The following is a 26,383-nucleotide window of genomic DNA, read 5'->3' as shown; positions in this document are numbered from 1 at the left end:
TAACCGACTTAATTGCGGATGTATGATTGATATGTATCAACTGCGTTTCGAATTTAACTCATGTATAATAAAATTATTGATTACAAACAGGGAGTGAATCATATTGACACAAGGTTTACCAAATAGACAAGATATACCTAGTACTGAAACATGGGATTTAAAGGATTTATTCCAAAATGATGAAGATTTTTACCAAATATTAGATGAGACGCTAGCCTCTTCATTATCTTTTAATGAGCGTTATAATGGTCAATTAAAAGAAATTGATACGATTGAACATGCGCTTAAAGATTATGAAGCACTTTTAATACAAATTGATCGATTAGGCAATTATGCTGAATTACGTTTAAGTGTAGACACAACTAATGAAGATGCACAGACATTAAATGCTAAATTAAATACGTCTTATGGTAAAATCGCAAGTCGATTATCCTTTGTCGAATCAGAAATATTAAATTTGAGTAATGACACGTTACAGCAACTGAAATCTCAAACACAATATCCACATTACATTCAACAATTAATTGAACGCAAACCGTATCAATTAGATCCTAAAGTTGAACAAACATTAGCTAGTCTATCCCCTACTTTAAATCAACCTTATGATTTATACGGTACTACTAAAATGTTAGATATTGCATTTGAATCATTTAAACATAACAACATAGAGTATCCAATGGATTATGCAACATTTGAAAATGAATACGAGGATCATGCTGATCCTGAATTTAGACAGAAAAGTTTTAAGGCATTTAGCGATGCGATTAGACGTTATCAACATACAACAGCTGCCACTTATAATATGCAAGTACAACAAGAAAAAATTGAAGCGGATTTAAGAGGATATGACTCAGTGATTGATTATTTATTACAAGAACAAGAAGTGACACGTGATATGTTTGATAGACAAATTGATGTCATTATGAGTGATTTAGCACCTGTCATGCAAAAATATGCTAAATTACTGCAACGTGTACATGGATTGGAAAAAATGCGTTTTGAAGATTTAAAGGTTTCAATCGATCCTAGTTATGAACCTGAAATTTCCATTGATGAATCTAAATCTTATATCTATGGTGCACTTGATGTACTTGGCGACGATTACCATTCTATGATTGAATCGGCATACCAAAATCGCTGGATAGATTTCGCTCAAAATAAAGGTAAAGATACTGGTGCGTTCTGTGCTAGTCCTTATTTCACACACTCTTATGTCTTTATTTCATGGACTGGAAAGATGGCTGAAACATTTGTCTTGGCACATGAATTAGGCCATGCAGGTCATTTCACTTTAGCACAACAAAATCAGAATTTCTTAGAATCTGAAGCTTCAATGTATTTTGTGGAAGCACCATCAACAATGAACGAGATGTTAATGGCAAATTATTTATTCAACCATAGCGAAGATCCACGATTCAAACGTTGGGTCATCGGTTCTATACTATCTCGTACGTATTATCATAATATGGTGACGCATTTGCTAGAAGCGGCTTATCAACGTGAAGTATATCAGAAAGTAGATCATGGAGAATCATTAACAGCGCCAGTGTTAAATGATATTATGCTTAATGTTTATCAACAATTCTTTGGTAATGCGGTTGAAATGACAGACGGTACGGAGTTAACTTGGATGAGACAACCCCATTATTATATGGGACTCTATTCGTATACTTATTCAGCGGGCTTAACAATTGGTACTGTCATGTCACAAAGAATAAAAACTGAAGGACAACCAGCTGTTAATGATTGGTTAAATACGTTGAAGTCAGGCGGTAGTTTATCACCAGTTGCATTAGCAAAACAAGCAGGTGTTGATATCACAACAGAAGCACCATTGAAAGACACAATACGATATATATCTGAATTGGTAGATGAAGCAATTGCGCTTACTGATGAAATTGAGGCTAATTCATAAGTAAAACAAATCCCCTAAATGTAGCTAAGTGCTATCATTTAGGGGATTTTTATATATTTAGGTTCTAACAATTACGAAGATAAGTCAGTTATATTTAAATTTGGGTTAAATAGGAATTTTAGCGACCTGCTTCGTAGTGTTCACCTGTGAGAAAATAGTACACGCTTTCAGCAATATTACTAATATGATCTCCGACACGTTCTAGATTTCTAGCAGCTAAGTGAGCTTGACCTGCTACAAACGGATCGTTATCAATTAAATATGTCGTATTGACAATGTTGATATATAAATCATCGATATCTTGATCTCGTTCAATAATTTCTTTAATTAATGTAATGTCTTCATTTTTGACAGCTGTATTTAAATCTTCAAGCATTAGCATAGCTAATTTGCCCATAGTCTTTAATCTTGTTAAGACATAATGGTCAGTTATTTTAACTCTGAGTCGAATATGAGCGATATTTGCGGCGTTATCACCCATACGTTCAAAGTCAGTAGAAATCTTTAAAGCTGCCATCATCATGCGTAAGTCTGTCGCTATAGGTTGTTGCTTTGTAATAAGCATGATGACTTTTTCATTAATTTCATAGTCTAAACGATTAATTTCTTTATCTTTTTCAATTGTCTCTCTTGCGAAAGTTCTCTTATCATCACTTAACGACACTAATGCATTTTCAATATTAAAATAAACACGAAGACCTAGACGACGTAAATCTTTGATTAAGTCTTCTAGTTGGCCTTCGTATTTTTGTCTAATCACTGCCATATATTAACCAAATCGTCCTGAAATGTAATCTTCAGTTTGCTTATCAGCTGGATTTGAGAAAATTTTATCAGTGTCGTCATATTCATTTATATAGCCGTTCAAGAAGAAAGCTGTTTTATCAGAAACACGAGCAGCTTGTTGCATGTTATGTGTAACCATGATGATAGAATAGTTTTCTTTTAATTCTTGAACAAGTTCTTCAATTTTCAATGTAGAAATAGGGTCTAAAGCTGATGTTGGTTCGTCCATTAAAATAACATCAGGTTCAATTGCTAAACATCTAGCGATACAAACACGTTGTTGTTGTCCACCAGATAATCCATACGCATTCATATGCAATCTATCTTTTAATTCGTCCCAAATAGCTGCGCCACGTAGTGATTTTTCTACAATTTCATCTAAAATCTTTTTATTTTTAATGCCGTGTGTTTTTGGTCCATACGTAATATTATCATATATAGATTTAGGGAATGGGTTTGGTTGTTGGAATACCATTCCTACATTCGTTCTTAATTTTTCTTTAGAATATTTTGCATCATAAATATTTTGATCACGATATAAAATCTTACCTGCAGTTTTAACTGATGGAACTAGTTCAACCATACGATTTAAAGCTTTAATGTAAGTTGATTTACCGCAACCTGATGGTCCGATAATGGCAGTTACATTGTTTTCAAGAATATCTAAATTGATATTTTGAAGCGCATGATTATCACCATACCATAAGTCTAAATTTTGTGTAGAATAAACGATTTTACGTTCACTATCAGAAATCGGATCGTGTTTATCTTGTGTAGTTACTATAGTAGATACGTCTTGATTTGAGTTGTCTTTCAATTGATCTAATGTTTTGTTTTCTTCGACTTTTGTATTAGCCATAATTTAAAACTCCTTCTAATTAACTAAGTTGATTTAATGTCTACTTAATCGTAAATAACGTTTCCCTGTTTTTATAACGACGTTAGCTTAAAATTTCTTACTGAATTTGTTACGGAAGAAAATAGCCAGTCCATTCATTAATAATAAGATTACTAATAATACGATAATGCCTGCTGATGCGACATTTTGGAATTCTTCTTGAGGCATTTTTGCCCAGTTATATATTTGAATTGGTAATGCTTGGAACTGATCCATAATACCGCTTGGTAAACGTAATAGAATTGTAGGAATACCAATTAAGATTAAAGGTGCTGTTTCACCTAATGCACGAGATAGCGCTAAGATAAAGCCTGTTAAAATACCTGGTAAAGCTGCAGGTAATACCACTTTATAAATCGTTTGCCATTTGTTAGCACCTAAACCATAAGAAGCTTCTCTTACTGAGTTAGGTACAGCACGAATCGCTTCCTGTGCCGCCACGATAATGACTGGTAAAATTAATAAAGACATTGTTAATGCGCCGGCAATGATTGATTTACCAAGTGATAATGATTCAACGCCCATACCACGAACGAATAATGTAAGTCCTAATAGACCGAATACAACTGAAGGTACACCTGCTAAGTTTGATATACAAACCTTAACAAAGTTCGTGAATGGATTTTTACGTGCATATTCTTCAAGATAAATTGCTGTACCTACACCTAATACGATTGATATTGGAATAATAGTAATCATTAACCATAATGTACCAACTAATGCACCTTTAATCCCTGCCATTGATGGTGTGGAAGATGAAAAGTTAGTAAAGAATGATGGTGTTAAATGCCCAGCACCTTTAATTAATGTATCAACTAATAAAGCTGCTAATACGATTAAACCAATTAATGTACAGGCTAAAAATATACCTTTGAAAATTTTATTTTTGGTCATACGACTCGAAATATTTTTATCGACTTGCTTTTGATCGATTAATGTTTTGCTATTGCTATTTGATGTATTAGTAGTTGTCGCCATATTAATACTCCTCTCTGAAACGTTTAGAAATCCATTGTGATAGTAAGTTCATTGCTAATGTGAAAATGAATAGCGTGAAACCTACTGCATAGATACTGTAATAAACGTCTGATCCGAAAGTAGCATCGCCTGTCGCAACTTGAACGATATAACCAGTCATTGTTTGAATAGAACCAGTTAAGTTAAGTGAAGCTGTAGGTGTACTACCTGCTGCAAGAGATACAATCATTGTTTCACCGATAGCTCTTGAGACAGCTAATACGATTGAAGCTAAAATACCTGAAGCTGCTGCTGGTAACACAACTTTAATTGCAACTTCTAATTTAGTAGCACCTAATCCCAATGCACCTTCACGAATCTTATTCGGTACTGATGCCATTGCATCTTCACTCATACTTGTGATAAGTGGGATAATCATAACCCCAACGACTAATCCGGGACTGATTGAGTTGAAACTACCTAACTGTGGAAATACTGATCTTAAAATTGGTGTGACAAAAGTTAATGCAAAGAAACCAAATACGATAGTAGGAATACCAGCTAAAATTTCTAAAATTGGTTTGATAATTCGTCTAACTTTGTCAGTCGCATATTCACTTAAGTAAATAGCAGCACCTAATCCGATTGGAACGGCGAATAATGCAGCAATGATTGTGATTTTTAACGTCCCTATGATTAATGCCCAAATACCATATGATGGTTTAGCAGAGAATGGGTTCCAATCTGTAGAGAATAAAAATTCTGTAATTGGTACACGTGTGAAGAACGTAATTGTTTCTGTAAGTAAAGTAAATAAAATCCCTAATGTAACTAAAATTGAAATCGCTGCAATGATAGCCAAAATAATCGGTACGATTTTATCGCTTGTACCACCCTTTTTGGCATTGTTCTTAGCAATCATTTCTCTAATATTTGTTTTTGAAGCCATTTAAAAACCTCTCTCTTATTAAATCTCCCAATTATAAAAAAAAGAGTGGGAATATTTCAGGCTATAGATGAGCTAGACTCATGATTTGTAATATGACTTATAACCTGAAAAGAAAATCAGACAAAGTGGTTATTGATTTTAACCACTTTGCAATGATTTTCGTTAGTATTCCCAAACTCTATTATTAATTATTTATCTTCTTTTTTATCAGATTTTTTATCAGAGTCTTTGCTGTTTTTCTTAATGTATTTTTTCAAATCTTTAAGCTCTTCTTTGTAGTCTTTCTTAGGAAGGGCTACATAACCAGCATCCTCAGCTGCTTTACCTTTATCTTCAAGTGTGAATTTCATGAATTCTTGGAAAGCTTTGTTATCTTTTAATGATTTCTCTTTAGCGTAGATGAATAATGGTCTACTTAATGCATAAGAGTTATCTTGGATTGTTTTCTTAGTTGGTTCTGTGTCTTTACCTTTATCGTCTTTGATTTTAACTTCTTTTAATTTATCTTTATTTTGTTGATAGAAGTTATAACCGAAGTAACCGATACCTTCTTTATTCTTTTCAACTGATTGAACGATAACGTTTGTATCAGCATTTTTCTCAGCTTTGATATCGCCTTTGTCCATTACTTCTTCAGTAAAGAAGTCGAATGTACCATGTGATTGGTCAGGTGAGAAAGCTTTAATTTTCTTATCTGGCCATTTAGAGTTAACATCTTTCCATGTTTTAGCTTTGCCAGAGTAGATTTCTTTAAGTTGATCTTTAGATAATGATTTAACGAAGTCATTATCTTTATTTACTGTAACTGTTACACCATCTTGTGCAATTTTGTATTCTTTGTATTTAATGCCTTTATCTTCTAACTTTTTCTTTTCTTCATCTTTAATTGGTCTTGAAGCATTTGAGAAATCTGTTTCACCTGAAATGAATTTCTCAAATCCGCCACCAGTTCCTGAAGTACCAGATGATACTGTAGCGTTAGGATAATCTTTAGCGAATTTTTCGTTTAATTTTTCAATGATTGGACCGACTGTTGATGACCCGTCACCTTTTACTTTTCCACTTACATCTTTACCTTCGCCTGAACCGCCATTGTTACCGCCGCCACAAGCGCCTAAAAGTACTGAAGCTCCTAATACAGTCGTACCGACTAATTGCCACTTTTTCATTGAAACATCCTCCTAATATAAATAACCCAAATGTTATATGTATTTCTTACAGTCCTAATACTAAAGGTTTATTGTTAATTAATAATAGAGCTAATGTAAATGTTTTGTTAAGAATGAGAATTGAATTGTAAATATGCTTTGAACACTGATATTACAGTGTTTTTAAAGTTAGAGATCTTGAAAAATAATATAATTATTGTGTTGTTAAAATTGCAAAATATAAAAATGATGGTTTTGGATACATAAAATATTACAAAAAAAGCGCTTATTGAAATATTTCATTCAATAAGCGCTATGGTGATATGATTCGACTATATTAATAGAAGAAATGCGTTTTTGTATTAAGAATTCTGTTCGTCTTCCGTACGAGACCAACCTTTTTTTGTTAAGCTGATTTTGCCAGTTTCAATATTAATCATCTTTTGTTTATATAAATGACCAATGGCACGTTTAAATGAACCTTTGCTCATATTAAATACCTCTTTGATAGCTTCGGGACTTGATTTATCCCAAAAAGGTAATTCGCCATCATATTCCACAAGTAAATCAAAAATGACTTGCCCATCATCATCTAATCTTTCATGAGCTAAAGGTAAAAATGAACCATTAAGTTCACCACGTTCATTATGACCAATAATACGAACGGTAACTAATTCACCTAATCTTGGCTCTGCTTTACGTTCTGATTCATGAACAAAAATTTTATAACCTTCGGTACTTAATAAGAAACTGCCCACTCTTAAAACACGATATGGTCTAGCTTCTAACATTTCATTTTGTTTACTATCGTCGTTAACGGGTGTGTACATGTTATCAACGATACCTTCACTTGCTAAACGTGCGAACATTTGGTTCTGACTATCAATTCTTAATGTCACGAGTAATTGATCTCCAGCTTCTGGCCATAATGTTTTAACCTTTGGTAAATCTTCCCATGGTATTAATACTTCTCTCGGTAGACCAACATCAACACGTGCGCCATCGCGATCGACTTTAAGCACCTTTGCAAAGTCATATTTGTCTTTCGTAATATCAGGCATATTTTGTGTTGCGAATAATTCACCTGATCTATTTGGATAAATAAAGAAACTGTATTCTTCACCTATTTGTAATTCGTCTTCTTCATTTACTTCGGATTGATTGAGTTTAACTTGTTCTCCATTGGGTCCTTTTAACATATATGTTGATCCTTGTAAGCCAGTCACTTCAAGAAATTCTATAGAACCTACGATATCTTTTTCTAGTGCCATTATATTCTCCTTCGAGTCTTTTATTCTTTTATAGTATAACACGAGTCATGTAATCTATCATTACAAGTTATCGGTGGTCGAAACTATCGTTATAATATGATATAATTCTTCCGTTAGAATAACCATATAAAAAAGGAGCAAATGCATGTTACAAGTAACTGATGTAAGTTTACGTTTTGGCGATCGTAAGCTATTTGAAGATGTAAATATTAAATTTACTGAAGGTAATTGCTATGGTTTAATTGGTGCAAATGGTGCAGGTAAATCTACTTTCTTAAAAATTTTATCTGGTGAGTTAGATTCACAAACAGGTCATGTGTCATTAGGTAAAGATGAAAGATTAGCGATTTTAAAACAGGACCACTTCGCATATGAAGATGAACGTGTACTTGATGTTGTGATCAAAGGTCATGAACGTTTATATGAAGTAATGAAAGAAAAAGATGAAATCTACATGAAACCAGACTTTAGTGATGAAGATGGTATTCGTGCTGCTGAACTTGAAGGCGAATTTGCTGAAATGAATGGTTGGAATGCTGAAGCAGATGCAGCTAACCTACTTTCAGGATTAGGTATCGATGCTTCATTACAAGACAAGAAAATGTCTGAACTTGAAAATAACCAAAAAGTAAAAGTATTGCTAGCCCAAAGTTTATTTGGCGATCCAGACGTATTATTACTAGATGAGCCTACCAATGGTTTAGATATTCCAGCTATTAGTTGGTTAGAAGACTTTTTAATCAACTTTGAAAATACTGTTATCGTAGTATCCCATGACCGTCACTTCTTAAATAATGTGTGTACACATATTGCAGATTTAGACTTTGGTAAGATCAAAGTATATGTTGGTAACTATGATTTCTGGTATCAATCAAGCCAATTAGCTCAAAAAATGGCTCAAGAACAAAATAAGAAAAAAGAAGAAAAAATTAAAGAATTACAAGATTTCGTTGCGCGTTTCTCAGCGAATGCTTCTAAATCAAAACAAGCAACGAGTCGTAAGAAACAATTAGAAAAAATTGAATTAGATGATATCCAACCTTCATCTAGACGTTATCCATATGTTAAATTCACACCTGAAAGAGAAATTGGTAATGATTTATTAACTGTTCAAAACCTATCAAAAACAATTGATGGTGAAAAAGTATTAGATAACATTTCATTTACAATGAATCCTAATGATAAAGCTATTTTAATTGGTGATAGTGAAATTGCTAAAACAACATTACTTAAAATCTTAGCTGGTGAAATGGAGCCTGATGAAGGATCTTATAAATGGGGTGTAACAACTTCATTAAGTTACTTCCCTAAAGATAACTCTGAATTCTTTGATGGTGTGGATATGAATCTTGTTGACTGGTTACGTCAATATGCACCAGAAGATGAACAAACTGAAACATTCTTACGTGGCTTCTTAGGACGTATGTTATTTAGTGGTGAAGAAGTTAAGAAAAAAGCAAGCGTGTTATCAGGTGGCGAAAAAGTTCGTTGTATGTTAAGTAAAATGATGCTATCAAGTGCTAACGTATTGTTACTTGATGAGCCTACCAACCACTTAGACTTAGAAAGTATCACAGCAGTCAATGATGGTTTGAAATCATTTAAAGGTTCATTGATCTTTACATCATATGACTTTGAATTTATCAATACAATTGCTAACCGTGTGATTGATTTAAATCAATCTGGTGCCGTTTCTAAAGAAATTCCTTATGAAGAATACTTAAAAGAAACAGGAGTATTGCAATAGATGACTTCGATTGAGCGTATGAATACATTTTGATGATGTATTTATACGCTTTTTATATACAGATATAATGAACATTCCCCTACTACTCTAGTTATTTATATTTTAAGGAATACACTCGTTTTGTTATCCGAGTGCACAAGAGATACTAACCATTAAAATGCACTAAAAGGTTTACAATCGTTTAGCAACGATTGCATAAAAGCCACTATATTTTTAAAAGATTCAAAAGGAATACACTCGTCTTGTTATCCGAGTGCACAAGAGATACTAACCATTAAAATGCTAAGTATCTCTTTGAAATTTTCTGTTTATTTTAAAAAATCGCAATTATCGGTTTACAGTCACATGTGGTATATGTATAATAAAAACATATCAATTGAATAAGATTTTGATGAGGCGCATTAAACATGAGTAAATATTAGGCAACTGTCTGCTAACAGCTAATATTGAAAGGGGGCAATGCCGAAACGAATGATAATAGCAGGTATCATTTGTTGGACTTTTTGGTTAAGAGCTAAGAGTTTGTCATTATTTCATAATAATGGAGTGCATCACTTGTACATAAATGTAGAACAAGTCGCATTCCAGACTTGTTCTTTTTTTATTGAATGGATGTGTCTCCCTACTAACTGAGGAGGACAAATATTGAATAGAAGTGTTTTGAAATTTGGCGGTTCTTCCGTCAGTGATTTTACAAAAATTAAAAATATAGCAGGTATGCTAAAAAATCGTGTTGAACAAGGTGAACAACTGATTGTGGTGGTTAGTGCAATGGGCAAAACCACGGACCAATTAATGGAAAATGTGTCCACATTAACATCAACACCAAAAGAGCAAGAACTCGCCCTACTGTTAACTACAGGAGAGCAACAAACTGTTTCATATTTATCAATGGTTCTCAATGATATTGGTATTAGTGCAAAGGCAATGACAGGATATCAAGCAGGTATCAAGACCATTGGTCATCATTTAAAAAGTAAAATTGCTGAAATTGACCCATCAACCTTTGAAACAGCTTTTAATAAGTACGATGTACTTGTCATAGCTGGATTCCAAGGTATCAACGAGGATCATGAATTAACTACACTCGGCCGTGGCGGTTCTGATACGACAGCAGTAGCTTTAGCAGCAAGTAATCAGATTCCTTGTGAAATCTACACAGATGTTGATGGTGTGTATGCTACAGATCCAAGAATATTGAGTCATGCCAAACGTTTGGAGTATGTATCATACGAGGAAATGATGGAAATGAGCGCATTAGGTGCTGGTGTACTTGAGACACGTAGCGTAGAGTTGGCAAAAAATTATGATATACCATTATATTTAGGAAGAACATTATCAAATGTGAAAGGAACATGGATTATGTCTAGAAGTGATTTATTAGAGAAAAAAGCAGTTACTGGGGTTGCATTAGATCAACACATGATGCATGTAACGATCACTTATCCCCTACCAGATAATCAATTATTAACACAACTATTCACAGAGCTAGAAATAGGTTCTGTCAATGTAGATATGATTTCACAAATCGTTAACCACGAAGGACTACAATTATCCTTCAGTATAAAAGATACAGATGCACATCAAATCACAGCTATTTTAGAGCAATTAGCCGTCGATTTTGAAGCATTGGATTTCAAAATTAATGAAGCATATGTCAAAATTTCATTAATTGGATCCGGTATGAGAGATATGTCAGGCGTAGCATCTAAAGCATTTATTACATTAATCAATGCGAAGATACCTTTTTACCAAACAACCACTTCTGAAATCAGTATTTCTTATGTCATTGATGCTGAAAATGGTGAAAAAGCCGTCGAAGAATTGTACGGTGCATTTGATATATAATTGATTTTAACTTAATTTTTCACAATATTAATAATATTTAAAACGGAGTGACTTAGACATGACAAAATTAGCAGTAGTTGGTGCAACAGGATTAGTTGGAACAAAAATGTTAGAAACTTTAGATCGAAAAGAGATCCCTTTTGATGAATTGGTTCTATTTTCTTCAGCACGTTCAGCTGGTCAAACAATCGAATTTCAAGGGCAAACGTATACAGTACAAGAACTTACAGATGAAGCAGCAAGTGAACACTTTGATTATGTATTGATGAGTGCTGGTGGTGGTACAAGTGAACACTTCGCCCCACTATTTGAAAAAGCTGGCGCTATTGTCATTGATAATTCTAGTCAATGGCGTATAACAGAAGATGTTGATTTAGTTGTACCTGAGGTTAACGAACCCCACTTTACAAGAGGCATCATTGCTAATCCAAACTGTTCTACGATTCAATCAGTCGTACCATTAAAAGTATTGCAAGATGCATTTGGATTATCAAGAGTAGCTTATACGACATATCAAGCGGTTTCAGGATCAGGAGTTAAGGGTAAGAGAGATTTATCTGAAGGTGCAAATGGTAAAGCACCAGAAGCTTATCCTCATCCAATTTATAATAACGTATTACCACATATTGACGTATTCCTTGAAAATGGTTATACAAAAGAAGAACAAAAAATGATAGATGAAACACGTAAAATTTTAAATGACAAAGATTTAAAAGTGACTGCAACTTGTGTACGTGTGCCAGTTCAAGATAGCCATAGTGTTGAAATGGATGTTACTTTAAAACAAGATACTACCGTTGAAGCAATTCAAGAACTATTCGATAAAGATGATCGTGTTGTTCTTGTAGATAATCCTGCTAAAAATGAATACCCTTTAGCAATTCACTCAACAGGTAAAGACGACGTGTTTGTTGGTCGTATTCGTCGAGATGACACATTAGACAATACTTTCCACGTATGGTGTACATCAGACAACCTACTTAAAGGTGCAGCATTGAATGCCGTTCAAGTTTTAGAACAAGTTTTAAAATTGAAAGGAGTTCTTTAATATGACACACATGTTTGAAGGTGTAGGCGTCGCATTAACAACGCCATTTGTAAATAATGAAGTAGATTATGATGCATTAAGACGACACGTTACATTCTTATTAGAAAATAATGCACAAGCGATTATTGTAAATGGAACTACAGCTGAAAGCTCTACACTAAACGATGAAGAGAAAGAACATGTTTTAGAAACAGTTGTGAATTTAGTTAACAAACAAGTTCCTGTGATTGCAGGTACAGGTACAAATAATACTGAAAAATCTATTCAAGCGTCTGTACGTGCACGTCAACTTGGTGCAGATGCAGTGATGCTAATTACACCTTATTACAATAAAACAAATCAACGTGGTTTAGTTCAACACTTTGAAACAATTGCGAATGCAGTTGAATTACCTGTTGTCTTATATAATGTACCTTCACGTACGAATATGACGATTGAACCAGAAACAGTTGAAACGTTAAGTCAAAATAAATATATTGTAGCGCTTAAAGATGCGACAAATGATTTGGATTATTTTGAAGAAGTTAAAAAACGTGTGAATCAAGATGAATTTGCCATTTATAGTGGTAATGACGACAATGTGGTTGATTTTTATCAACGTGGTGGTAATGGCGTGATTTCAGTTATTGCTAACGTCATTCCAAAAGCATTTCAACACTTATATGATGCTAAACAAGATGGGGACACATTGGCAAAGGCATTTGAACCGATTGGCCAATTATTAGACGCGTTATCAGTTGATGTTAATCCTATTCCAATTAAAGCATTAACGGCTTATGAAGGATTTGGAAGCTATGAATTACGTTTGCCTCTTGTACCACTTGAGGATAATGATCGTCAAACATTAGAGCAAGCTTACGAAACATTTAAAGCAGGTGAAAAATAATGAAGATCTTATTAATTGGCTATGGTGCTATGAACCAGCGTGTTGCTAGATTAGCTGAAGAAAAAGGCCACGAAATTGTCGGTGTTATTGAACCGATGAATAGTGATTCATCACCATACCAACAATTTGAACATATTGCAGATGCTAAAGAAGCAGATGTAGCAATTGATTTTTCTAATCCTAATTTATTATTACCCCTATTAGATGAATCATTTGAATTGCCATTAGTCGTTGCGACTACTGGTGAAAAAGAGAAAATCACACAAAAATTAGAAGCATTAGGTAAAAAGATGCCAGTATTTTTCAGTGCAAATATGAGTTATGGTGTTCATGCACTTACTAAAATTTTAGAAGCTGCAGTTCCCCTATTACAAGATTTTGATATTGAACTGACAGAAGCACATCATAATAAGAAAGTGGATGCGCCTAGTGGTACATTAGTGAAGTTATATGATGTTATAGAAGGATTACGTGATAAAACAACTCCAGTATATGATCGCCATGATAAAACTGAGAAACGTACACCAGACGAAATTGGCATCCATACAGTTCGTGGCGGTACGATTGTTGGAGAACATGATGTGTTATTTGCTGGAACAGATGAAACAATTACGATTTCACATAAAGCACAATCTAAAGACATTTTCGCGAATGGTGCAATTGGTGCAGCTGAAAAATTAATCAATAAAGAAAACGATTTTTATACATTTGATAATTTATAAAATATAACTAAAGGAGCAAAATTATGGTACAACATTTATCAGCACAAGAAATTATTCAATATATTAGTGATGCAAAAAAATCAACGCCTTTAAAAGTTTATGTCAATGGTACATTTGATGGCGTCAACTTCCCCGAATCATTTAAAGTATTTGGTTCAGATCATTCTAAAGTGATCTTTTGTGAAGCGGATGATTGGAAACCATTTTATGAGTCGTATCAAAACAAATTTGAGGATATTGAAATTGAAATGGATCGTCGTAATTCAGCCATCCCATTAAAAGATTTAACAAATACGAATGCACGTATTGAACCAGGTGCTTTCATTCGTGAACAAGCTGTAATCGAAGATGGTGCTGTAGTCATGATGGGTGCAACAATTAACATTGGTGCTGTTGTTGGCGAAGGTACAATGGTAGATATGAATGCTACTCTAGGCGGTCGTGCGACAACTGGTAAAAATGTACATGTTGGTGCAGGATCAGTATTAGCTGGTGTAATCGAACCACCTAGTGCGTCACCTGTTGTCATTGAAGATAATGTGTTAATTGGTGCAAATGCAGTTATTTTAGAAGGTGTTCGAGTTGGTGAAGGTGCGATTGTAGCAGCTGGCGCTATTGTGACGCAAGATGTACCTGCAGGAGCAGTTGTTGCCGGGACACCTGCTAAAGTGATCAAGCAAACGTCTGAAGTCGAAGATTCTAAACGTGAAATTGTATCAGCATTACGCAAATTAAATGATTAAATTATTATAATAATACGGCAGTTGAAACAAAGGAGTGGCCTATGGTTTGAACTTGAACGTGAGTGTGTTTAACGCCCTACCGTTCAAATGATCACATTGCCTCTCCTCATTGTTTCGACTTTTTATTATCATGATATTTAATAGTATATATTTTGGGATTTTTATGGTGAAAGGAATGATAATGATGAATGAATTAGAATTTGTAACAACACACCGTCGACATTTACATCAGCATCCTGAATTAAGTTTACATGAATATGAAACTACTCAGTACATTACTAATTTCTTAACAGAATTAGGCGTACCATTTGAACGTCCATTGGAAACAGGTGCGATTGCATATCTTGAAGGTAATAGTCAGCATACTATCGCTTATAGAGCAGATATAGATGCATTACCCATTTTTGAAGAAAATGATGTAGAGTTTCGTAGCCAAAATGATAACGTGATGCATGCATGTGGCCATGATGGTCATACGACGGCACTGATGTTATTTGTTAAGCGTTGTAAAGCAATGGCAGATAAAGGTACTCTCCCTCACAATATTGTATTTATATTCCAACCTGCAGAAGAAACAGGTGGTGGTGCACATCGTCTTATAAAAGCCAAGGCTTTTGATAATTACCCTATTGAAGCTGTATTTGGTATTCACGTTAATCCTTTTTCTGATGAAGGCACAGTTGTCATTCGAGACGAAGAAATTACGGCAAGTGCGACAGAGTACCGATTCTATTTAACAGGACTATCTAATCACGTTGCTGATAAAGAACAAGGTCATTCATGTGGCGAAGCCTTACAACACGTCTTAACACAAGTGGGTCAAATACAACAATTTCATTTGAATGGATTAAAACGAAATATAGTACATATGGGTCATTTTGAAGCTGGTGAAGCTATCAATACAGTACCAAGTAATGGCTATTTAGAAGGAACAATTCGTACATATGATGTCGATGATTTAACTATTGTAAAAAATCAAATGCAAAAAATTGCTGAAAGTGTATCATTATTATTTAATGTGACGTGTGAAGTAAAATTTGAGGAAGGCTATCCACCTACAATGAATAGTCCGAAATTACGCGAACCTGTTGAACAGGCACTTAAAAATGCAAATCTAGAAGTCATCGACAAACCAACACCATTCTTATTTGGTGAAGACTTTAGTTTCTATGGTCAATTATTAGCACCTGCTTACTTCGTCTTCGTTGGAACTCGCAATAAAGATAAAGGTTATGTGACAGGATTACATACGTCTCATTTAAATTTTGATGAAAAGGTATTAATAGACGTAGCCAATTATTATGAACAACTACTATTAAATTATAAAGAGGTGTAAGCATTGACAGCAATTTGGTCAGTCGATACAGAAGCATTTTATAACAATGCTAAGAAAGTGAAAAATCAACAACCCATTATGGCCGTTGTTAAAAATAACGCTTACCACTATGGCTTAGAATTTGCGGTAAAGCAATTTTTACGTGCAGGTATCAATACATTTAGTACGACGTCACTTAAAGAAGCGGTTCGTGTACGTGAATTAGCACCAGATGCAACGGTGTTTCTTATGAATGCGGTATATGATTTTGATACTGTACGTGATTATCATATTCATATGACCTTACCTTCTTTAAAGTATTATTACGAGCATAAAGAAGATTTACGAGATATTCATGTGCACTTAGAGTTTGAAAATTTACTGCATCGTTCTGGATTTAAAACACTAGAAGAGATTCAAGAGGTATTACAAGATCATCAACATAATAAGAACCCTAAACGCATGATTATTTCTGGTTTATGGACACATTTTGGTTATGCTGATGAATTTGGTGTAACTGAATATGATGTAGAACGTTCAGCATGGTTGAATGTTTTACATACATTATTAAATGAAGGGTATCAATTCGACTATATACATTCTCAAAATAGTGCAAGCTATTATCGAGAAGGACAAGTCGTTCTCCCCCACCATACACATGCTAGAGTGGGTATTGCTTTATATGGTTCACGTCCATATAGTGGATTGAATGAATCATCCATTCAACAAGCATTGACTGTAAAAGCGAATGTCATACAAATTAGAGAAGTTCAAAATGGTGACTATTGTGGCTATAGTTGGGCATTTGAAACACAACATGACAATACTAAGCTTGCTGTGGTAGATGTTGGTTATGGTGACGGTATATTAAGAGCAAGAGCACAACATGAAGCATTGATAAACGGTAAGCGCTACCCTATTCTTGCCCTAATGATGAGCCATATGTTTGTAGAAGTTGATGAACACGTACATGCACAAGATCAAGTTGTATTATATAATGAAAGTATGCGCATTGATGAATATACCTTTAAGGGTGTGGGAGCAAATTCAGAACAACTGAGCGCTATGAATCACGATTCTCTTATAAAGGAGTACAGATAAAGATGACAGTAGAATATAACGAATACGGCGAATTAACAATGGGAGGTACAAGTCTTAAAACAGTTGCACAAAGTTTTGGTACCCCAACGATTGTTTATGATGAAGAACAAATACGAAATCAAATGCGTCGTTATCATAAAGCATTTCAACAAAGTGGATTAAAATATAATATTTCATATGCTTCTAAAGCATTTACTTGTATACAGATGGTTAAATTAGTCCAAGAGGAAGATTTACAACTCGATGTTGTATCTGAAGGAGAATTGTATACTGCATTAGAAGCTGGCTTTGATCCAAGTCGTATACACTTCCATGGTAATAATAAAACGAAGCATGAAATTAAATACGCTTTAGAAAATCATATTGGATATTTTGTCATAGATTCTTTAGAAGAAATCGATTTAATTGATCGATATGCAAGTGAAACAGTACAAGTAGTTTTAAGAGTTAACCCAGGTGTTGAAGCACATACACATGAATTTATCCAAACAGGACAAGAGGATAGTAAATTTGGCTTATCGATACGCTATGGCTTAGCTAATGAAGCAATTGATAAAATCAAACAAACTAACCATCTTCATTTAAAAGGTGTACATATTCATATTGGCTCACAAATTGAAGGAACAGAAGCATTTATTGAAACTGCAAAAATAGTTATGAATTGGTTAAATGATCAACAAATTCATGTTGATTTACTTAATCTTGGTGGTGGTTTTGGTATTAAATATGTTGAGGGAGATGTAAGCTTCCCTATTGAAAGCGGCATTGCTGAAATCACTGATGCAATCAAAAATGAAGCACAACAGTTAAATATGGAAACACCTGAAATAGGTATTGAACCCGGTCGTTCTATCGTTGGCGAAGCTGGAATAACATTGTATGAAGTGGGAACGATTAAAGAGATACCAGAAATTAATAAATACGTATCTATAGATGGTGGTATGAGTGATCATATTAGAACAGCACTTTATGATGCTAAGTATCAAGCTTTATTAGTAAATCGCCAAGAAGAAGCGGATGATACAGTTACTATTGCGGGTAAATTATGTGAGTCTGGTGATATTATCATTAAGAATGCAAAATTACCAAGTTCTGTACAACGTGGTGATTATTTAGCAATATTATCAACAGGTGCATATCATTATTCAATGGCATCTAATTATAATCAAATGCAAAAACCTTCAGTGTTCTTTATCAAAGATGGAAAAGCTCGTGAAGTGATTAAACGTCAATCATTAAGACAACTAATTATTAACGATACTAAATAATAAAAGTTAATCTCGTATGGCATTTTATAAGGCTATAACAATTAGTTTAATGGAACTCGTTGTTATAGCCATTTTTTTAATCTTCAGAGTTCATCTCTCTAAATGATGCTTTAGTATTTAAACATAAATAAAACGTGACTTAACACTGAGAGTTAAAAGTCACGTTTTTAATGATAGTCTAAAAAGTATCCTATATCATCACATAGCACATTGAATGAATCGCATAAAAAAACACCTTACATCTTGGTAAGGTGTTAGTTAATAAAGTCAATTAATTACAATCTATTTATTATAGTTTTACAACGTTCGCAGCTTGTGGTCCGCGGTCGCCTTCAACTACTTCAAATTCAACTGATTGACCTTCTTCTAATGATTTGTAACCATCTTGGTTAATTGCTGAGAAATGTACGAATACGTCGTTTTCTCCTTCAACTTCGATGAAGCCGAATCCTTTTTCAGCGTTAAACCATTTAACTGTACCTTGTTTCATAATCTGAAACCTCCAAGACTAAAATTCATTCAATATGCGTTATTCGCATATTACAAAAAATACATGACCTAATTACTCATAACGATAATAGCAAATATTTTTTGCAATATGGAATAAAACTATTGCTTACTTGATATTATAATTTAAATAATGCAAAATTGCAATACAATTATAGGAAATTATCATTTAAACTATTTTTGGAAGATTATAATAAACTTCATTATTTTTTAAAACAATAAAACTATAAAATATTTGTAAATCCTCATCACAATCTTCACAGAAATTTAAATCACAATTATTGTAAAATGCGTACATATTATATTTCCCCATTACGCAATTGTCGTAATATGCGTTACAATCTTTGATTAATTTACAGTATGCATCTAACATGTCTTCATATGTAGAAAACTCGGATTGTTTAACAATCTTCTCTGGCCAATCTTCAAACAACCACCAACCTTCATAGTCAGCTCTAATTTTTGCAACCGTCCACATATGTATCCCCTTCTTTTTAAAATTCTATATTGATAATTTTAACTGGTTGTATATCAAAATCAAGTTAGAAGACTCATACTTTTGACTGATAGACGATATAGCAAATATTAGTTTTTTTACGTCTTTATCCTTATAATAGTGATATGAGGTGATAATAATGGAACGTAAACATATACAAGTATTTGGCACAGTACAAGGTGTCGGCTTTAGATATTATACGCAGAGACTAGGCAATCAACATCACGTCGTAGGTACAGTGCAAAATGTTGAAGATTATGTTGATATATATGCTCAAGGAGAAAAAGACAATTTAGAATCATTTATAAATAGTGTTATTGAAGGTGCTTCTCCTGCCTCACATGTAACTAACTATCAGATAGAAGACTTAGATTTAGACGAATCATTAACTGATTTTAAAACAATTTAAATCAATACTAAAAAGGAAGATGGCAGTTGAGATATAATATTTCAAGAGTTTTGGGGACCATGGTAGGCATACCGGTAGCGATGATTGCTTGGATGGTAAGTATCTTTGGATTTGATTTGTCTTTTATCATAGACGGATTCATCGGTTTGGGAGGATTTGTCGTGTCTTACTTCCCTACTCAGCGCTTGACTTCACGTAAATATCTAAATGAAATAGGTTTAACTCGAAGAGAATATCGATATGTTAGAAGTCAATTAAACCAAGCCCAATCTAAAATACGTTTGATTTTCAAATCATTTATCAATATTCGTTCTATTAAAGATTTTAGACAGGTTAACGACATTTATAGAATCTCTCGCTCGATTTATATGAGTGTAAGACAACGTCCAGGAATGTTTTTTAAAGTAGAAGGATTCTTTTATTCGCATATTGATAATGCCTTGAATTTAGTAGATTCATATACGAGATTAACTAAAATGCCTAGAAAGTCTCCCGAAGAAAAGCAGAAATTAGAACAAACAAGAATTACATTAGACGAAGTCAAACGTACGTTAGTAGCAGATTTAAAACAACTCAATGAAGACGATTATGAACGATTAGATGTAGAAATGGAATTAAATAAATTAGAACAACAACGTCGAAAAAAATAATATAGATAAGGAGAGTAAATGGATATGGCAAATGAACATGAACGTACCCCATCACACCCTCTTGATCAATATATCAATCAACAATCTGAGCAACCGAATACGGTTGTTGAAGATTTTGAACATCAATTTACTGAAGCTGATCAAAAAAGGATTAATGAAATTAGTGAACAAATAAAACCACTTGATCACGATGGCTTATTATCTTTTGGTACCAACTTGCAACAAAATATGTCACAGTTTTCACATCAAATGTTGGATGATGTTCAATCGAAAGATATTGGACCTATTGGAAACTCATTAAACCAATTGATGAGTAAATTAAAATCTGTGAACCCTAATGATTTAGATCCTAATAAACAATCTAGGATAAAACGTATCTTTAGAAGAACCAAAGCTTCTATTAATGAGGTATTCTCTAGAATGCAATCAGTGAGTTCGCAGATTGATCGAATTACCATTCAATTGGAAAAACATAAAGGTAACTTAACGAAAGATATTGATTTATTAGATGGGTTATATGATCAAAATAAGCGATATTTTGATGATGTGACACTTTATATTGCAGCAGCACAACGTAAAAAGCAAGATATACAACAACATATCATTCCTGATTTACAGAAGAAAGCTGAAACAACAGGTAATCAAATGGATATTCAAGCAGTCGCAGACATGGAGCAATTTGTGGATCGATTAGAAAAGAGAATCTATGATTTACAACTTTCAAGACAAATTGCTATTCAAACTGCACCACAAATACGAATGATTCAAAATGTAAATCAGGCATTAGCTGAAAAAATTCAAAGTTCAATTCTAACAAGTATTCCATTATGGAAGAACCAAATGGCTATTGCGTTGACATTGATGCGACAACGTAATGCAGTATCAGCACAACGTGCAGTCACAGATACAACGAATGATTTATTAACTCAAAACGCATCAATGTTGAAACAAAATGCAATTGAAACGGCAACAGAAAATGAACGTGGTGTCGTCGATATTGAAACATTGAAACAAACACAAAGTGATATTATTGATACGATAGAACAAACATTACAAATTCAACATGAAGGTCGTCAAAAACGACAAGCTGCAGAAAAAGAATTATCTGGTCTTGAAAATGACTTGAAGCAACATTTATTATCAATGCGAAAAGAATCTTAAAAAAGCTTCCCTACTTACTTTAGGGAAGCTTTTTTATCTATTCTTTTTGATAAACGATAGGTTGTTGTTTGATAAATATACCAATAATGTATGCGATGATGGTAGTAATGACCGCAATTGGGAACCATTCTAATGAATAATCTTTTAGCCATAGATGATCCATGAAGCTCAGTTGTAACCATCCTTGTGTATGAATCACACTCAAGATAGATACAATAGCAACAACTATAACAGTGATTTGTTGTGTAATAGGTTTTGTCGGAATAAATCTTGCTATCAATATGAGTAACACAACTGTGATTGCCACAGGATAGATGACGCTAAGTACGGGTTGTGACATTGTAATCACAGCATTTAGACCTTGATTCGCAATAATAAAACTAATAATAGTAAAGATAATGACAAATGTTTTATACGAAATTTTAGGAATAATTCTGTGGAAATACTCACTTACAGCAACTATTAAACCACATGCAGTTGTTAGACAAGCTAATGCTACAATGATACCTAATAAATACTTACCGAAAGTTCCGAAGCCTGTAGATGCCATTGTCGTTAATAAAAATGTACCTACATTTTGATCTTTAGCAGCAAGTGATTTTAACTTGGCATCTGAAATATCAATGTGATTGCCGATAAATCCTAAAGAAATATAGATAAAGATTAACGCGACAGCAGCGGTTAAACCTGCCATTAAGGTTTGCTTAAATATCTTATCAGCATGATTGACACCTGTTGCCTTAATCGCATTCACTACAATCATTGAAAATGCAATAGCAGCAATAGCATCCATTGTTAAGTAACCTTGTGTAAACCCTTGAGAAAAACTACCAATATTACTGTTAAAAAGTTCTGTATTACCATGACTTGATGTATGGCCACTAAAATCGATAAACCCTTTAACAATCATTGCTAAAATAGTAATCAGTAATAGTGGCGTAAGTAATGAACCGATACGATCGACCATTTTATTTGGATTAATACATAAATATAATACGATAATAAAATAAATAAGTGTAAATATAAATAGAGCTAAATTGCCATTCGTATGTGCTATCGGTGTGACAGTCATTTCAAATGATGTTGAAGCTGTACGAGGTATAGCAAATAATGGTCCTATAGTTAAATAAATCACTATTAAAAATATTATCGAAAAAACTGGTGATATTTTATTAAATGCACCAATATAACCTTGTTTATCAAGTGCACCAACGACAACGCCAAGTAAAGGCAATCCTATACCAGTTAGTGCAAATGCGAGAATCGCAGGCCAGAAAAAGTGTCCACTATCTAAACCTAAGTTCGTTGGAAAGATTAAATTACCTGCACCAAAGAACATGGCAAAAAGTGTGAACCCTACAATCCATGTATTCTTGTTCATAATGCTGCTCCTTTGTCCTTAAATATGCAACATTAAACATTCTAGCATAGATATAATTCATAAGTCTATATAATTTCAGAAAATTTAAAAACTTAGTTGATTTAAATTTAGCAAATAGACATATTTTTAAAAAGATTTAAGTAATAGTTTTTTCAATAATGGTGATAACAAGCTTGGTAAATGTTCAACACCTTCAACAAATATAGAATACTGACCATAAATATTATGAATCGTCTGTTCAATATCTTCGGTAATTGGATCTTGACTCAAGAATACATTAAAGACTTCTATACCGAACTTACGGGCATTTTCAACAGCTTCATACGTATCTATGATGCCATCTTGACTATAATTATATGCAGAAGGTTCCCCATCAGAAAACACAATGAGAAATCGCTGATGATGACTGCGACGAATTAATCTATCACTCGCAATTCGAATGGCAACCCCATCGCGATTATCATCTTGTGGTTCTAAAGCCATGATACGCGGTCCATCTTTTTTCAATGTTGAATAGTCGTAATGGATAATCTCATCTATAATATTAGGTTGCCTCGTTTCATCTGAATCAAAGGCATCTTCGTTAAAGGCCAATATTTCATGTTTGACGTTCAATTCTTTTAACGTCTCGTGGAAGAGTACGACACCTTTAATCGTTTCATCCATTTTGTCATGCATGCTTGCTGAAGCATCGATTAATAATGTAAATGTAGCATCAAATGATTGGCTTAAATCTTGTTTTTTATAGAACAATTTATATTGATCATCTATAAACCAATTGATTAAATTCTTCTGTAGTCGACCTTTAGTGAGATTATGTCTCTCATCTTGATGTTCGCGTTCGATCGTCTTTTTAATAATTTGGATTAAATCCTTAATTTCAAATTGCACATCATTTTTAACATCTTCATAAGCTTGGATGTATTCAGGTAAAATATCAGGGACTTTCCATTTAATATCAACATTTTGGTTAATGCCTTCTAATGCAAAGGCGCTATTTTGTCCAATAAAGCCGCCTTCTTCACGATCTAGCGTGTTTTGTGACCCCTTACCTTTTTTAGTCATCATATCGGTCATATCATCGGATGAATCCCCTTCTCTAGCTGTATCATTGTCAGCCATCACTTCACTATTTTCACCCTCATGTAGTTCCATTTCGAGATAAGCGCCACCTTCAGAAGAACTATCAGCAGCTTTGGTTTCTGCTTCAGCTGTCACTGCATCATTTTCCTCTTGCGACTGATCTTTACCATCTGTATTAGCAGCATCTGTTCGTTTTAGATCTTCAAACAAGTCTTGTTGAATATTTTCATATAGATTTTTAGGAATATAGTAATATTCATTTAACATATCTTCTTTTAATAAATCATCTACTTGATATAATATGCGTTCAGCTAAATACATATTGTCTTCAGAACTTTGATTCTGAAAGAAGTTAGGCAAATATTGATACATATTAACTAAAACGTCATCAAATTTTGGATGGATGGATGGTATGTCATAGAAGTTTTGTTCAATAAAAGCATGCTCTAAATATAAAAATAATAAATCAGTATATAGTGTTTTAGTTTTATAAACATTAATTTGTGATTCAGTAAATGTAAGTCTTGTATTTAAACGTAAATCTATATATTTTATTGTGCTTGGACGTTGTAATTTAATCTCATTGAATATACGTATATCTTCTAATAGTTTGAAAAGTTGATGGAAAAATTTAGGGTGTTTAAATTCATTATTATGCAACACCTCATTAACGATATCTACATCCATCATTTGATAGCCATAGGCCGCTAACATAACATCTGTTTTGAGACCAGCAGCTTCAACTGCTTTTGGACGGTGAGACCAGAACCAACTTGTAATTAGTGTATTACTGAATGGATTATAATAAGGGAATTTTTGAATTTTAACTTGTGTTTGTTCGTTTTTTAATAGTAAACGAGCTAAGTCTTGTAACATCATTACTTGTTTAGCATCTAACTGTTCGTCGTTAAATTTAATGAAACGGTCGCTCATGATTATCCCTCTCTAAAAGTTAAGTTCTATTGCATTAATAATGGCTTGCTGTTCTCGTTCATCCTCAAGTTTATCTATAATTGTACGTTTAATGGCACGTTCGATTGGCATAACTGTTGCTAAGTCACTTAAATCAATGAGTGCACGTATACTTGCAGCTTCCTCTGAAATTTGACCTTGTTTGGTCATTGTACGTAAATCTTCGTTGAATTTAATGATTTTTTGGATAGTTGTATCATCTTGTAAACGACTTTGTTCTTTAATAACATGACTTAAAATATCGCCGTCGATATAATCCACTTGAATCACAACAAATCGGTTTTTAAGTGCTTCGTTCATTGGTAGCGTACCTACATAGCCTTCATTGATTGCGGCAATCACGTTAAAGCCAGGTTTTGCTTGAATGACTTCTCCAGTAAATGGATTAGTTATACGTCTGCGGTAATCTAACACACCATTTAAGATAGGCAATGTTTCCGGTTTAGCCATATTGATTTCATCAATATATAAAATATGTCCTTCTTTCATAGCTTTAATAACGGGCCCATCAATAAATACTATTTCTTGATGCCCTTGTTCATTTGTCTTAATCGTTTTAAATCCTAGTAGACTCTCTGCGTCTAAATCTACTGAACAGTTAACTTGATACATAGGCGTATTTACCACTTCACTTAATGTTTCTGCCAGTTTCGTTTTACCGGAACCTGTTGGCCCTTTTAATAAAATATTTTTATTTAAATCAAATAATGCTTTTGCATCATTAAAAACTGAAACGTCCGCATTTTTATATTGTGCTTGTACCATGATTAATATGCTCCTTTTTTATCAATATGAAAAAAGACTAAGACATGTGGGTTTGGGTTTCCAATTGTCTTAGTCTTGTTGACTGTTATCTTTATATACTTGTTTGATAGTCTAAACTGATTGCAACGATTTTAAACTTCTTTAAAGTATGTTTTGTAATAGCCACCAACTAAACCTGAATTATCGATGATTTGATAATATTCTTCAGTTTCATTAATGACATCATATTGTTTACCAACAGTTAGCATATCAGATACAGTGAACTTCTTCGCATCTGTATTTGTAACTTCTACTTTTTTAATTGGTGTACGCTCTTTCCATGTTTCGTGTAACATCTTTAATTCCCTACCTCTATAG

25 protein-coding genes and 1 riboswitch are annotated in these 26,383 nt (G+C 33.5%); of the genes, 13 read left to right on the top strand and 12 right to left on the bottom strand.

Features of this window, described 5'->3' with window-relative positions:
- Positions 1 to 103 precede the first annotated feature (103 nt).
- Entirely contained in the window at positions 104 to 1,915 is a 1,812-nt protein-coding gene (gene pepF, locus JX000_RS06815) for an oligoendopeptidase F (protein WP_145505260.1), read from the top strand.
- Between the two features lie 118 nt (positions 1,916 to 2,033).
- Here the strand turns inward: pepF and phoU are convergent, their stop codons facing one another.
- The 6 genes from phoU to cvfB all read right to left on the bottom strand — a co-directional run bounded on the left by phoU (position 2,034) and on the right by cvfB (position 7,924).
- Entirely contained in the window at positions 2,034 to 2,681 is a 648-nt protein-coding gene (phoU, locus tag JX000_RS06810) for a phosphate signaling complex protein PhoU (RefSeq protein ID WP_002451347.1), read from the bottom strand.
- A gap of 3 nt (positions 2,682 to 2,684) precedes the next feature.
- On the bottom strand, positions 2,685 to 3,560 hold the full coding sequence (gene pstB / locus JX000_RS06805) for a phosphate ABC transporter ATP-binding protein PstB (RefSeq protein ID WP_124228314.1): 876 nt from the start codon (positions 3,558 to 3,560) through the stop codon (positions 2,685 to 2,687).
- An 87-nt stretch (positions 3,561 to 3,647) separates the two neighbouring features.
- Positions 3,648 to 4,577 (bottom strand): phosphate ABC transporter permease PstA, encoded by a 930-nt coding sequence (gene pstA, locus JX000_RS06800; protein ID WP_002451349.1) that lies wholly within the window; start codon positions 4,575 to 4,577, stop codon positions 3,648 to 3,650.
- Between the two features lies 1 nt (position 4,578).
- Positions 4,579 to 5,505 carry a phosphate ABC transporter permease subunit PstC gene (pstC, locus tag JX000_RS06795; protein ID WP_002451350.1) on the bottom strand — a complete coding sequence of 309 codons (927 nt, stop codon included), beginning with the start codon at positions 5,503 to 5,505 and terminating at the stop codon, positions 4,579 to 4,581.
- A 188-nt stretch (positions 5,506 to 5,693) separates the two neighbouring features.
- Positions 5,694 to 6,674 carry a PstS family phosphate ABC transporter substrate-binding protein gene (locus JX000_RS06790; RefSeq protein ID WP_002451351.1) on the bottom strand — a complete coding sequence of 327 codons (981 nt, stop codon included), beginning with the start codon at positions 6,672 to 6,674 and terminating at the stop codon, positions 5,694 to 5,696.
- Positions 6,675 to 7,015: 341 nt separating this feature from the next.
- Positions 7,016 to 7,924, bottom strand: a complete 909-nt coding sequence (cvfB, locus tag JX000_RS06785; protein ID WP_002451352.1) for an RNA-binding virulence regulatory protein CvfB — start codon at positions 7,922 to 7,924, stop codon at positions 7,016 to 7,018.
- A 145-nt stretch (positions 7,925 to 8,069) separates the two neighbouring features.
- On the opposite strand from cvfB, the gene JX000_RS06780 reads away from it, so the two are divergent.
- From JX000_RS06780 to lysA, 9 genes are all read left to right on the top strand, one after another.
- Positions 8,070 to 9,671, top strand: coding sequence for an ABC-F family ATP-binding cassette domain-containing protein (locus tag JX000_RS06780; RefSeq protein ID WP_002451353.1), 1,602 nt, complete (start codon positions 8,070 to 8,072; stop codon positions 9,669 to 9,671).
- Positions 9,672 to 10,054: 383 nt separating this feature from the next.
- Positions 10,055 to 10,231: riboswitch (Lysine riboswitch) on the top strand.
- Positions 10,232 to 10,313: 82 nt separating this feature from the next.
- The gene (locus JX000_RS06775) at positions 10,314 to 11,519 is read left to right on the top strand and encodes an aspartate kinase (RefSeq protein ID WP_171970146.1); all 1,206 of its coding nucleotides are present in this window, start codon (positions 10,314 to 10,316) and stop codon (positions 11,517 to 11,519) included.
- Between the two features lie 58 nt (positions 11,520 to 11,577).
- Positions 11,578 to 12,567, top strand: coding sequence for an aspartate-semialdehyde dehydrogenase (locus tag JX000_RS06770; RefSeq protein WP_124228312.1), 990 nt, complete (start codon positions 11,578 to 11,580; stop codon positions 12,565 to 12,567).
- A 1-nt stretch (position 12,568) separates the two neighbouring features.
- Positions 12,569 to 13,453, top strand: a complete 885-nt coding sequence (gene dapA, locus JX000_RS06765) for a 4-hydroxy-tetrahydrodipicolinate synthase (protein WP_124228311.1) — start codon at positions 12,569 to 12,571, stop codon at positions 13,451 to 13,453.
- Positions 13,453 to 14,175, top strand: coding sequence for a 4-hydroxy-tetrahydrodipicolinate reductase (dapB, locus tag JX000_RS06760; protein ID WP_206140536.1), 723 nt, complete (start codon positions 13,453 to 13,455; stop codon positions 14,173 to 14,175). The genes dapA and dapB overlap by 1 nt, the downstream gene beginning before the upstream one ends.
- A 23-nt stretch (positions 14,176 to 14,198) precedes the next feature.
- Complete coding sequence (gene dapD / locus JX000_RS06755; protein WP_002451358.1) at positions 14,199 to 14,918, top strand: 2,3,4,5-tetrahydropyridine-2,6-dicarboxylate N-acetyltransferase; 720 nt, start codon at positions 14,199 to 14,201, stop codon at positions 14,916 to 14,918.
- Positions 14,919 to 15,102: 184 nt separating this feature from the next.
- Entirely contained in the window at positions 15,103 to 16,254 is a 1,152-nt protein-coding gene (locus JX000_RS06750) for an amidohydrolase (RefSeq protein ID WP_206140535.1), read from the top strand.
- A 3-nt stretch (positions 16,255 to 16,257) separates the two neighbouring features.
- Positions 16,258 to 17,334 (top strand): alanine racemase, encoded by a 1,077-nt coding sequence (locus JX000_RS06745; RefSeq protein ID WP_206140534.1) that lies wholly within the window; start codon positions 16,258 to 16,260, stop codon positions 17,332 to 17,334.
- Positions 17,335 to 17,336: 2 nt separating this feature from the next.
- The gene (gene lysA, locus JX000_RS06740) at positions 17,337 to 18,602 is read left to right on the top strand and encodes a diaminopimelate decarboxylase (protein ID WP_075778799.1); all 1,266 of its coding nucleotides are present in this window, start codon (positions 17,337 to 17,339) and stop codon (positions 18,600 to 18,602) included.
- Between the two features lie 289 nt (positions 18,603 to 18,891).
- Here lysA and cspA read toward each other — a convergent pair whose 3' ends face one another.
- Together cspA and msaA are read right to left on the bottom strand one after the other, a co-directional pair.
- Entirely contained in the window at positions 18,892 to 19,092 is a 201-nt protein-coding gene (gene cspA / locus JX000_RS06735; protein ID WP_002433901.1) for a cold shock protein CspA, read from the bottom strand.
- 186 nt (positions 19,093 to 19,278) lie between these two features.
- Complete coding sequence (gene msaA, locus JX000_RS06730; protein WP_049423451.1) at positions 19,279 to 19,587, bottom strand: regulatory protein MsaA; 309 nt, start codon at positions 19,585 to 19,587, stop codon at positions 19,279 to 19,281.
- Between the two features lie 157 nt (positions 19,588 to 19,744).
- On the opposite strand from msaA, the gene JX000_RS06725 reads away from it, so the two are divergent.
- From JX000_RS06725 to JX000_RS06715, 3 genes are read left to right on the top strand one after another with little or no spacing between them, the layout of a single operon-like run.
- On the top strand, positions 19,745 to 20,014 hold the full coding sequence (locus JX000_RS06725) for an acylphosphatase (protein WP_002451363.1): 270 nt from the start codon (positions 19,745 to 19,747) through the stop codon (positions 20,012 to 20,014).
- 26 nt (positions 20,015 to 20,040) lie between these two features.
- On the top strand, positions 20,041 to 20,664 hold the full coding sequence (locus tag JX000_RS06720; protein WP_049423448.1) for a 5-bromo-4-chloroindolyl phosphate hydrolysis family protein: 624 nt from the start codon (positions 20,041 to 20,043) through the stop codon (positions 20,662 to 20,664).
- A 24-nt stretch (positions 20,665 to 20,688) separates the two neighbouring features.
- Positions 20,689 to 21,825, top strand: a complete 1,137-nt coding sequence (locus JX000_RS06715; protein WP_481906493.1) for a toxic anion resistance protein — start codon at positions 20,689 to 20,691, stop codon at positions 21,823 to 21,825.
- Between the two features lie 37 nt (positions 21,826 to 21,862).
- Here the strand turns inward: JX000_RS06715 and brnQ3 are convergent, their stop codons facing one another.
- The 4 genes from brnQ3 to JX000_RS06695 all read right to left on the bottom strand — a co-directional run bounded on the left by brnQ3 (position 21,863) and on the right by JX000_RS06695 (position 26,361).
- The gene (gene brnQ3, locus JX000_RS06710; RefSeq protein ID WP_124228309.1) at positions 21,863 to 23,206 is read right to left on the bottom strand and encodes a branched-chain amino acid-like transporter carrier protein BrnQ3; all 1,344 of its coding nucleotides are present in this window, start codon (positions 23,204 to 23,206) and stop codon (positions 21,863 to 21,865) included.
- Positions 23,207 to 23,332: 126 nt separating this feature from the next.
- The gene (locus JX000_RS06705; protein WP_206140532.1) at positions 23,333 to 25,222 is read right to left on the bottom strand and encodes a vWA domain-containing protein; all 1,890 of its coding nucleotides are present in this window, start codon (positions 25,220 to 25,222) and stop codon (positions 23,333 to 23,335) included.
- 12 nt (positions 25,223 to 25,234) lie between these two features.
- Positions 25,235 to 26,026 carry an ATP-binding protein gene (locus JX000_RS06700; RefSeq protein WP_002451190.1) on the bottom strand — a complete coding sequence of 264 codons (792 nt, stop codon included), beginning with the start codon at positions 26,024 to 26,026 and terminating at the stop codon, positions 25,235 to 25,237.
- A 131-nt stretch (positions 26,027 to 26,157) separates the two neighbouring features.
- Positions 26,158 to 26,361: a DUF6501 family protein gene (locus JX000_RS06695; protein WP_002451189.1), complete on the bottom strand. Its 204-nt coding sequence runs from the start codon at positions 26,359 to 26,361 to the stop codon at positions 26,158 to 26,160.
- Positions 26,362 to 26,383 lie beyond the last annotated feature (22 nt).

Source organism: Staphylococcus sp. SB1-57 (assembly GCF_017086425.1).
Classification (GTDB): Bacteria; Bacillota; Bacilli; order Staphylococcales; family Staphylococcaceae; genus Staphylococcus; species Staphylococcus warneri_A.
Note: the sequence above shows the minus strand (reverse complement) of the source record. Positions and strands in the feature narration are given on the sequence as shown.

Excerpts from the sequence above, each read along its gene's own strand:
- phoU (WP_002451347.1), bottom strand. The coding sequence starts at position 2,681 with ATGGCAGTGATTAGACAAAAATACGAAGGCCAACTAGAAGACTTAATC.
- pstB (WP_124228314.1), bottom strand. The coding sequence starts at position 3,560 with ATGGCTAATACAAAAGTCGAAGAAAACAAAACATTAGATCAATTGAAA.
- pstA (WP_002451349.1), bottom strand. The coding sequence starts at position 4,577 with ATGGCGACAACTACTAATACATCAAATAGCAATAGCAAAACATTAATC.
- pstC (WP_002451350.1), bottom strand. The coding sequence starts at position 5,505 with ATGGCTTCAAAAACAAATATTAGAGAAATGATTGCTAAGAACAATGCC.
- JX000_RS06790 (WP_002451351.1), bottom strand. The coding sequence starts at position 6,674 with ATGAAAAAGTGGCAATTAGTCGGTACGACTGTATTAGGAGCTTCAGTA.
- cvfB (WP_002451352.1), bottom strand. The coding sequence starts at position 7,924 with ATGGCACTAGAAAAAGATATCGTAGGTTCTATAGAATTTCTTGAAGTG.
- JX000_RS06780 (WP_002451353.1), top strand. The coding sequence starts at position 8,070 with ATGTTACAAGTAACTGATGTAAGTTTACGTTTTGGCGATCGTAAGCTA.
- JX000_RS06770 (WP_124228312.1), top strand. The coding sequence starts at position 11,578 with ATGACAAAATTAGCAGTAGTTGGTGCAACAGGATTAGTTGGAACAAAA.
- dapA (WP_124228311.1), top strand. The coding sequence starts at position 12,569 with ATGACACACATGTTTGAAGGTGTAGGCGTCGCATTAACAACGCCATTT.
- dapB (WP_206140536.1), top strand. The coding sequence starts at position 13,453 with ATGAAGATCTTATTAATTGGCTATGGTGCTATGAACCAGCGTGTTGCT.
- dapD (WP_002451358.1), top strand. The coding sequence starts at position 14,199 with ATGGTACAACATTTATCAGCACAAGAAATTATTCAATATATTAGTGAT.
- JX000_RS06750 (WP_206140535.1), top strand. The coding sequence starts at position 15,103 with ATGAATGAATTAGAATTTGTAACAACACACCGTCGACATTTACATCAG.
- lysA (WP_075778799.1), top strand. The coding sequence starts at position 17,337 with ATGACAGTAGAATATAACGAATACGGCGAATTAACAATGGGAGGTACA.
- cspA (WP_002433901.1), bottom strand. The coding sequence starts at position 19,092 with ATGAAACAAGGTACAGTTAAATGGTTTAACGCTGAAAAAGGATTCGGC.
- msaA (WP_049423451.1), bottom strand. The coding sequence starts at position 19,587 with ATGTGGACGGTTGCAAAAATTAGAGCTGACTATGAAGGTTGGTGGTTG.
- JX000_RS06725 (WP_002451363.1), top strand. The coding sequence starts at position 19,745 with ATGGAACGTAAACATATACAAGTATTTGGCACAGTACAAGGTGTCGGC.
- JX000_RS06715 (WP_481906493.1), top strand. The coding sequence starts at position 20,689 with ATGGCAAATGAACATGAACGTACCCCATCACACCCTCTTGATCAATAT.
- brnQ3 (WP_124228309.1), bottom strand. The coding sequence starts at position 23,206 with ATGAACAAGAATACATGGATTGTAGGGTTCACACTTTTTGCCATGTTC.
- JX000_RS06705 (WP_206140532.1), bottom strand. The coding sequence starts at position 25,222 with ATGAGCGACCGTTTCATTAAATTTAACGACGAACAGTTAGATGCTAAA.
- JX000_RS06700 (WP_002451190.1), bottom strand. The coding sequence starts at position 26,026 with ATGGTACAAGCACAATATAAAAATGCGGACGTTTCAGTTTTTAATGAT.
- JX000_RS06695 (WP_002451189.1), bottom strand. The coding sequence starts at position 26,361 with ATGTTACACGAAACATGGAAAGAGCGTACACCAATTAAAAAAGTAGAA.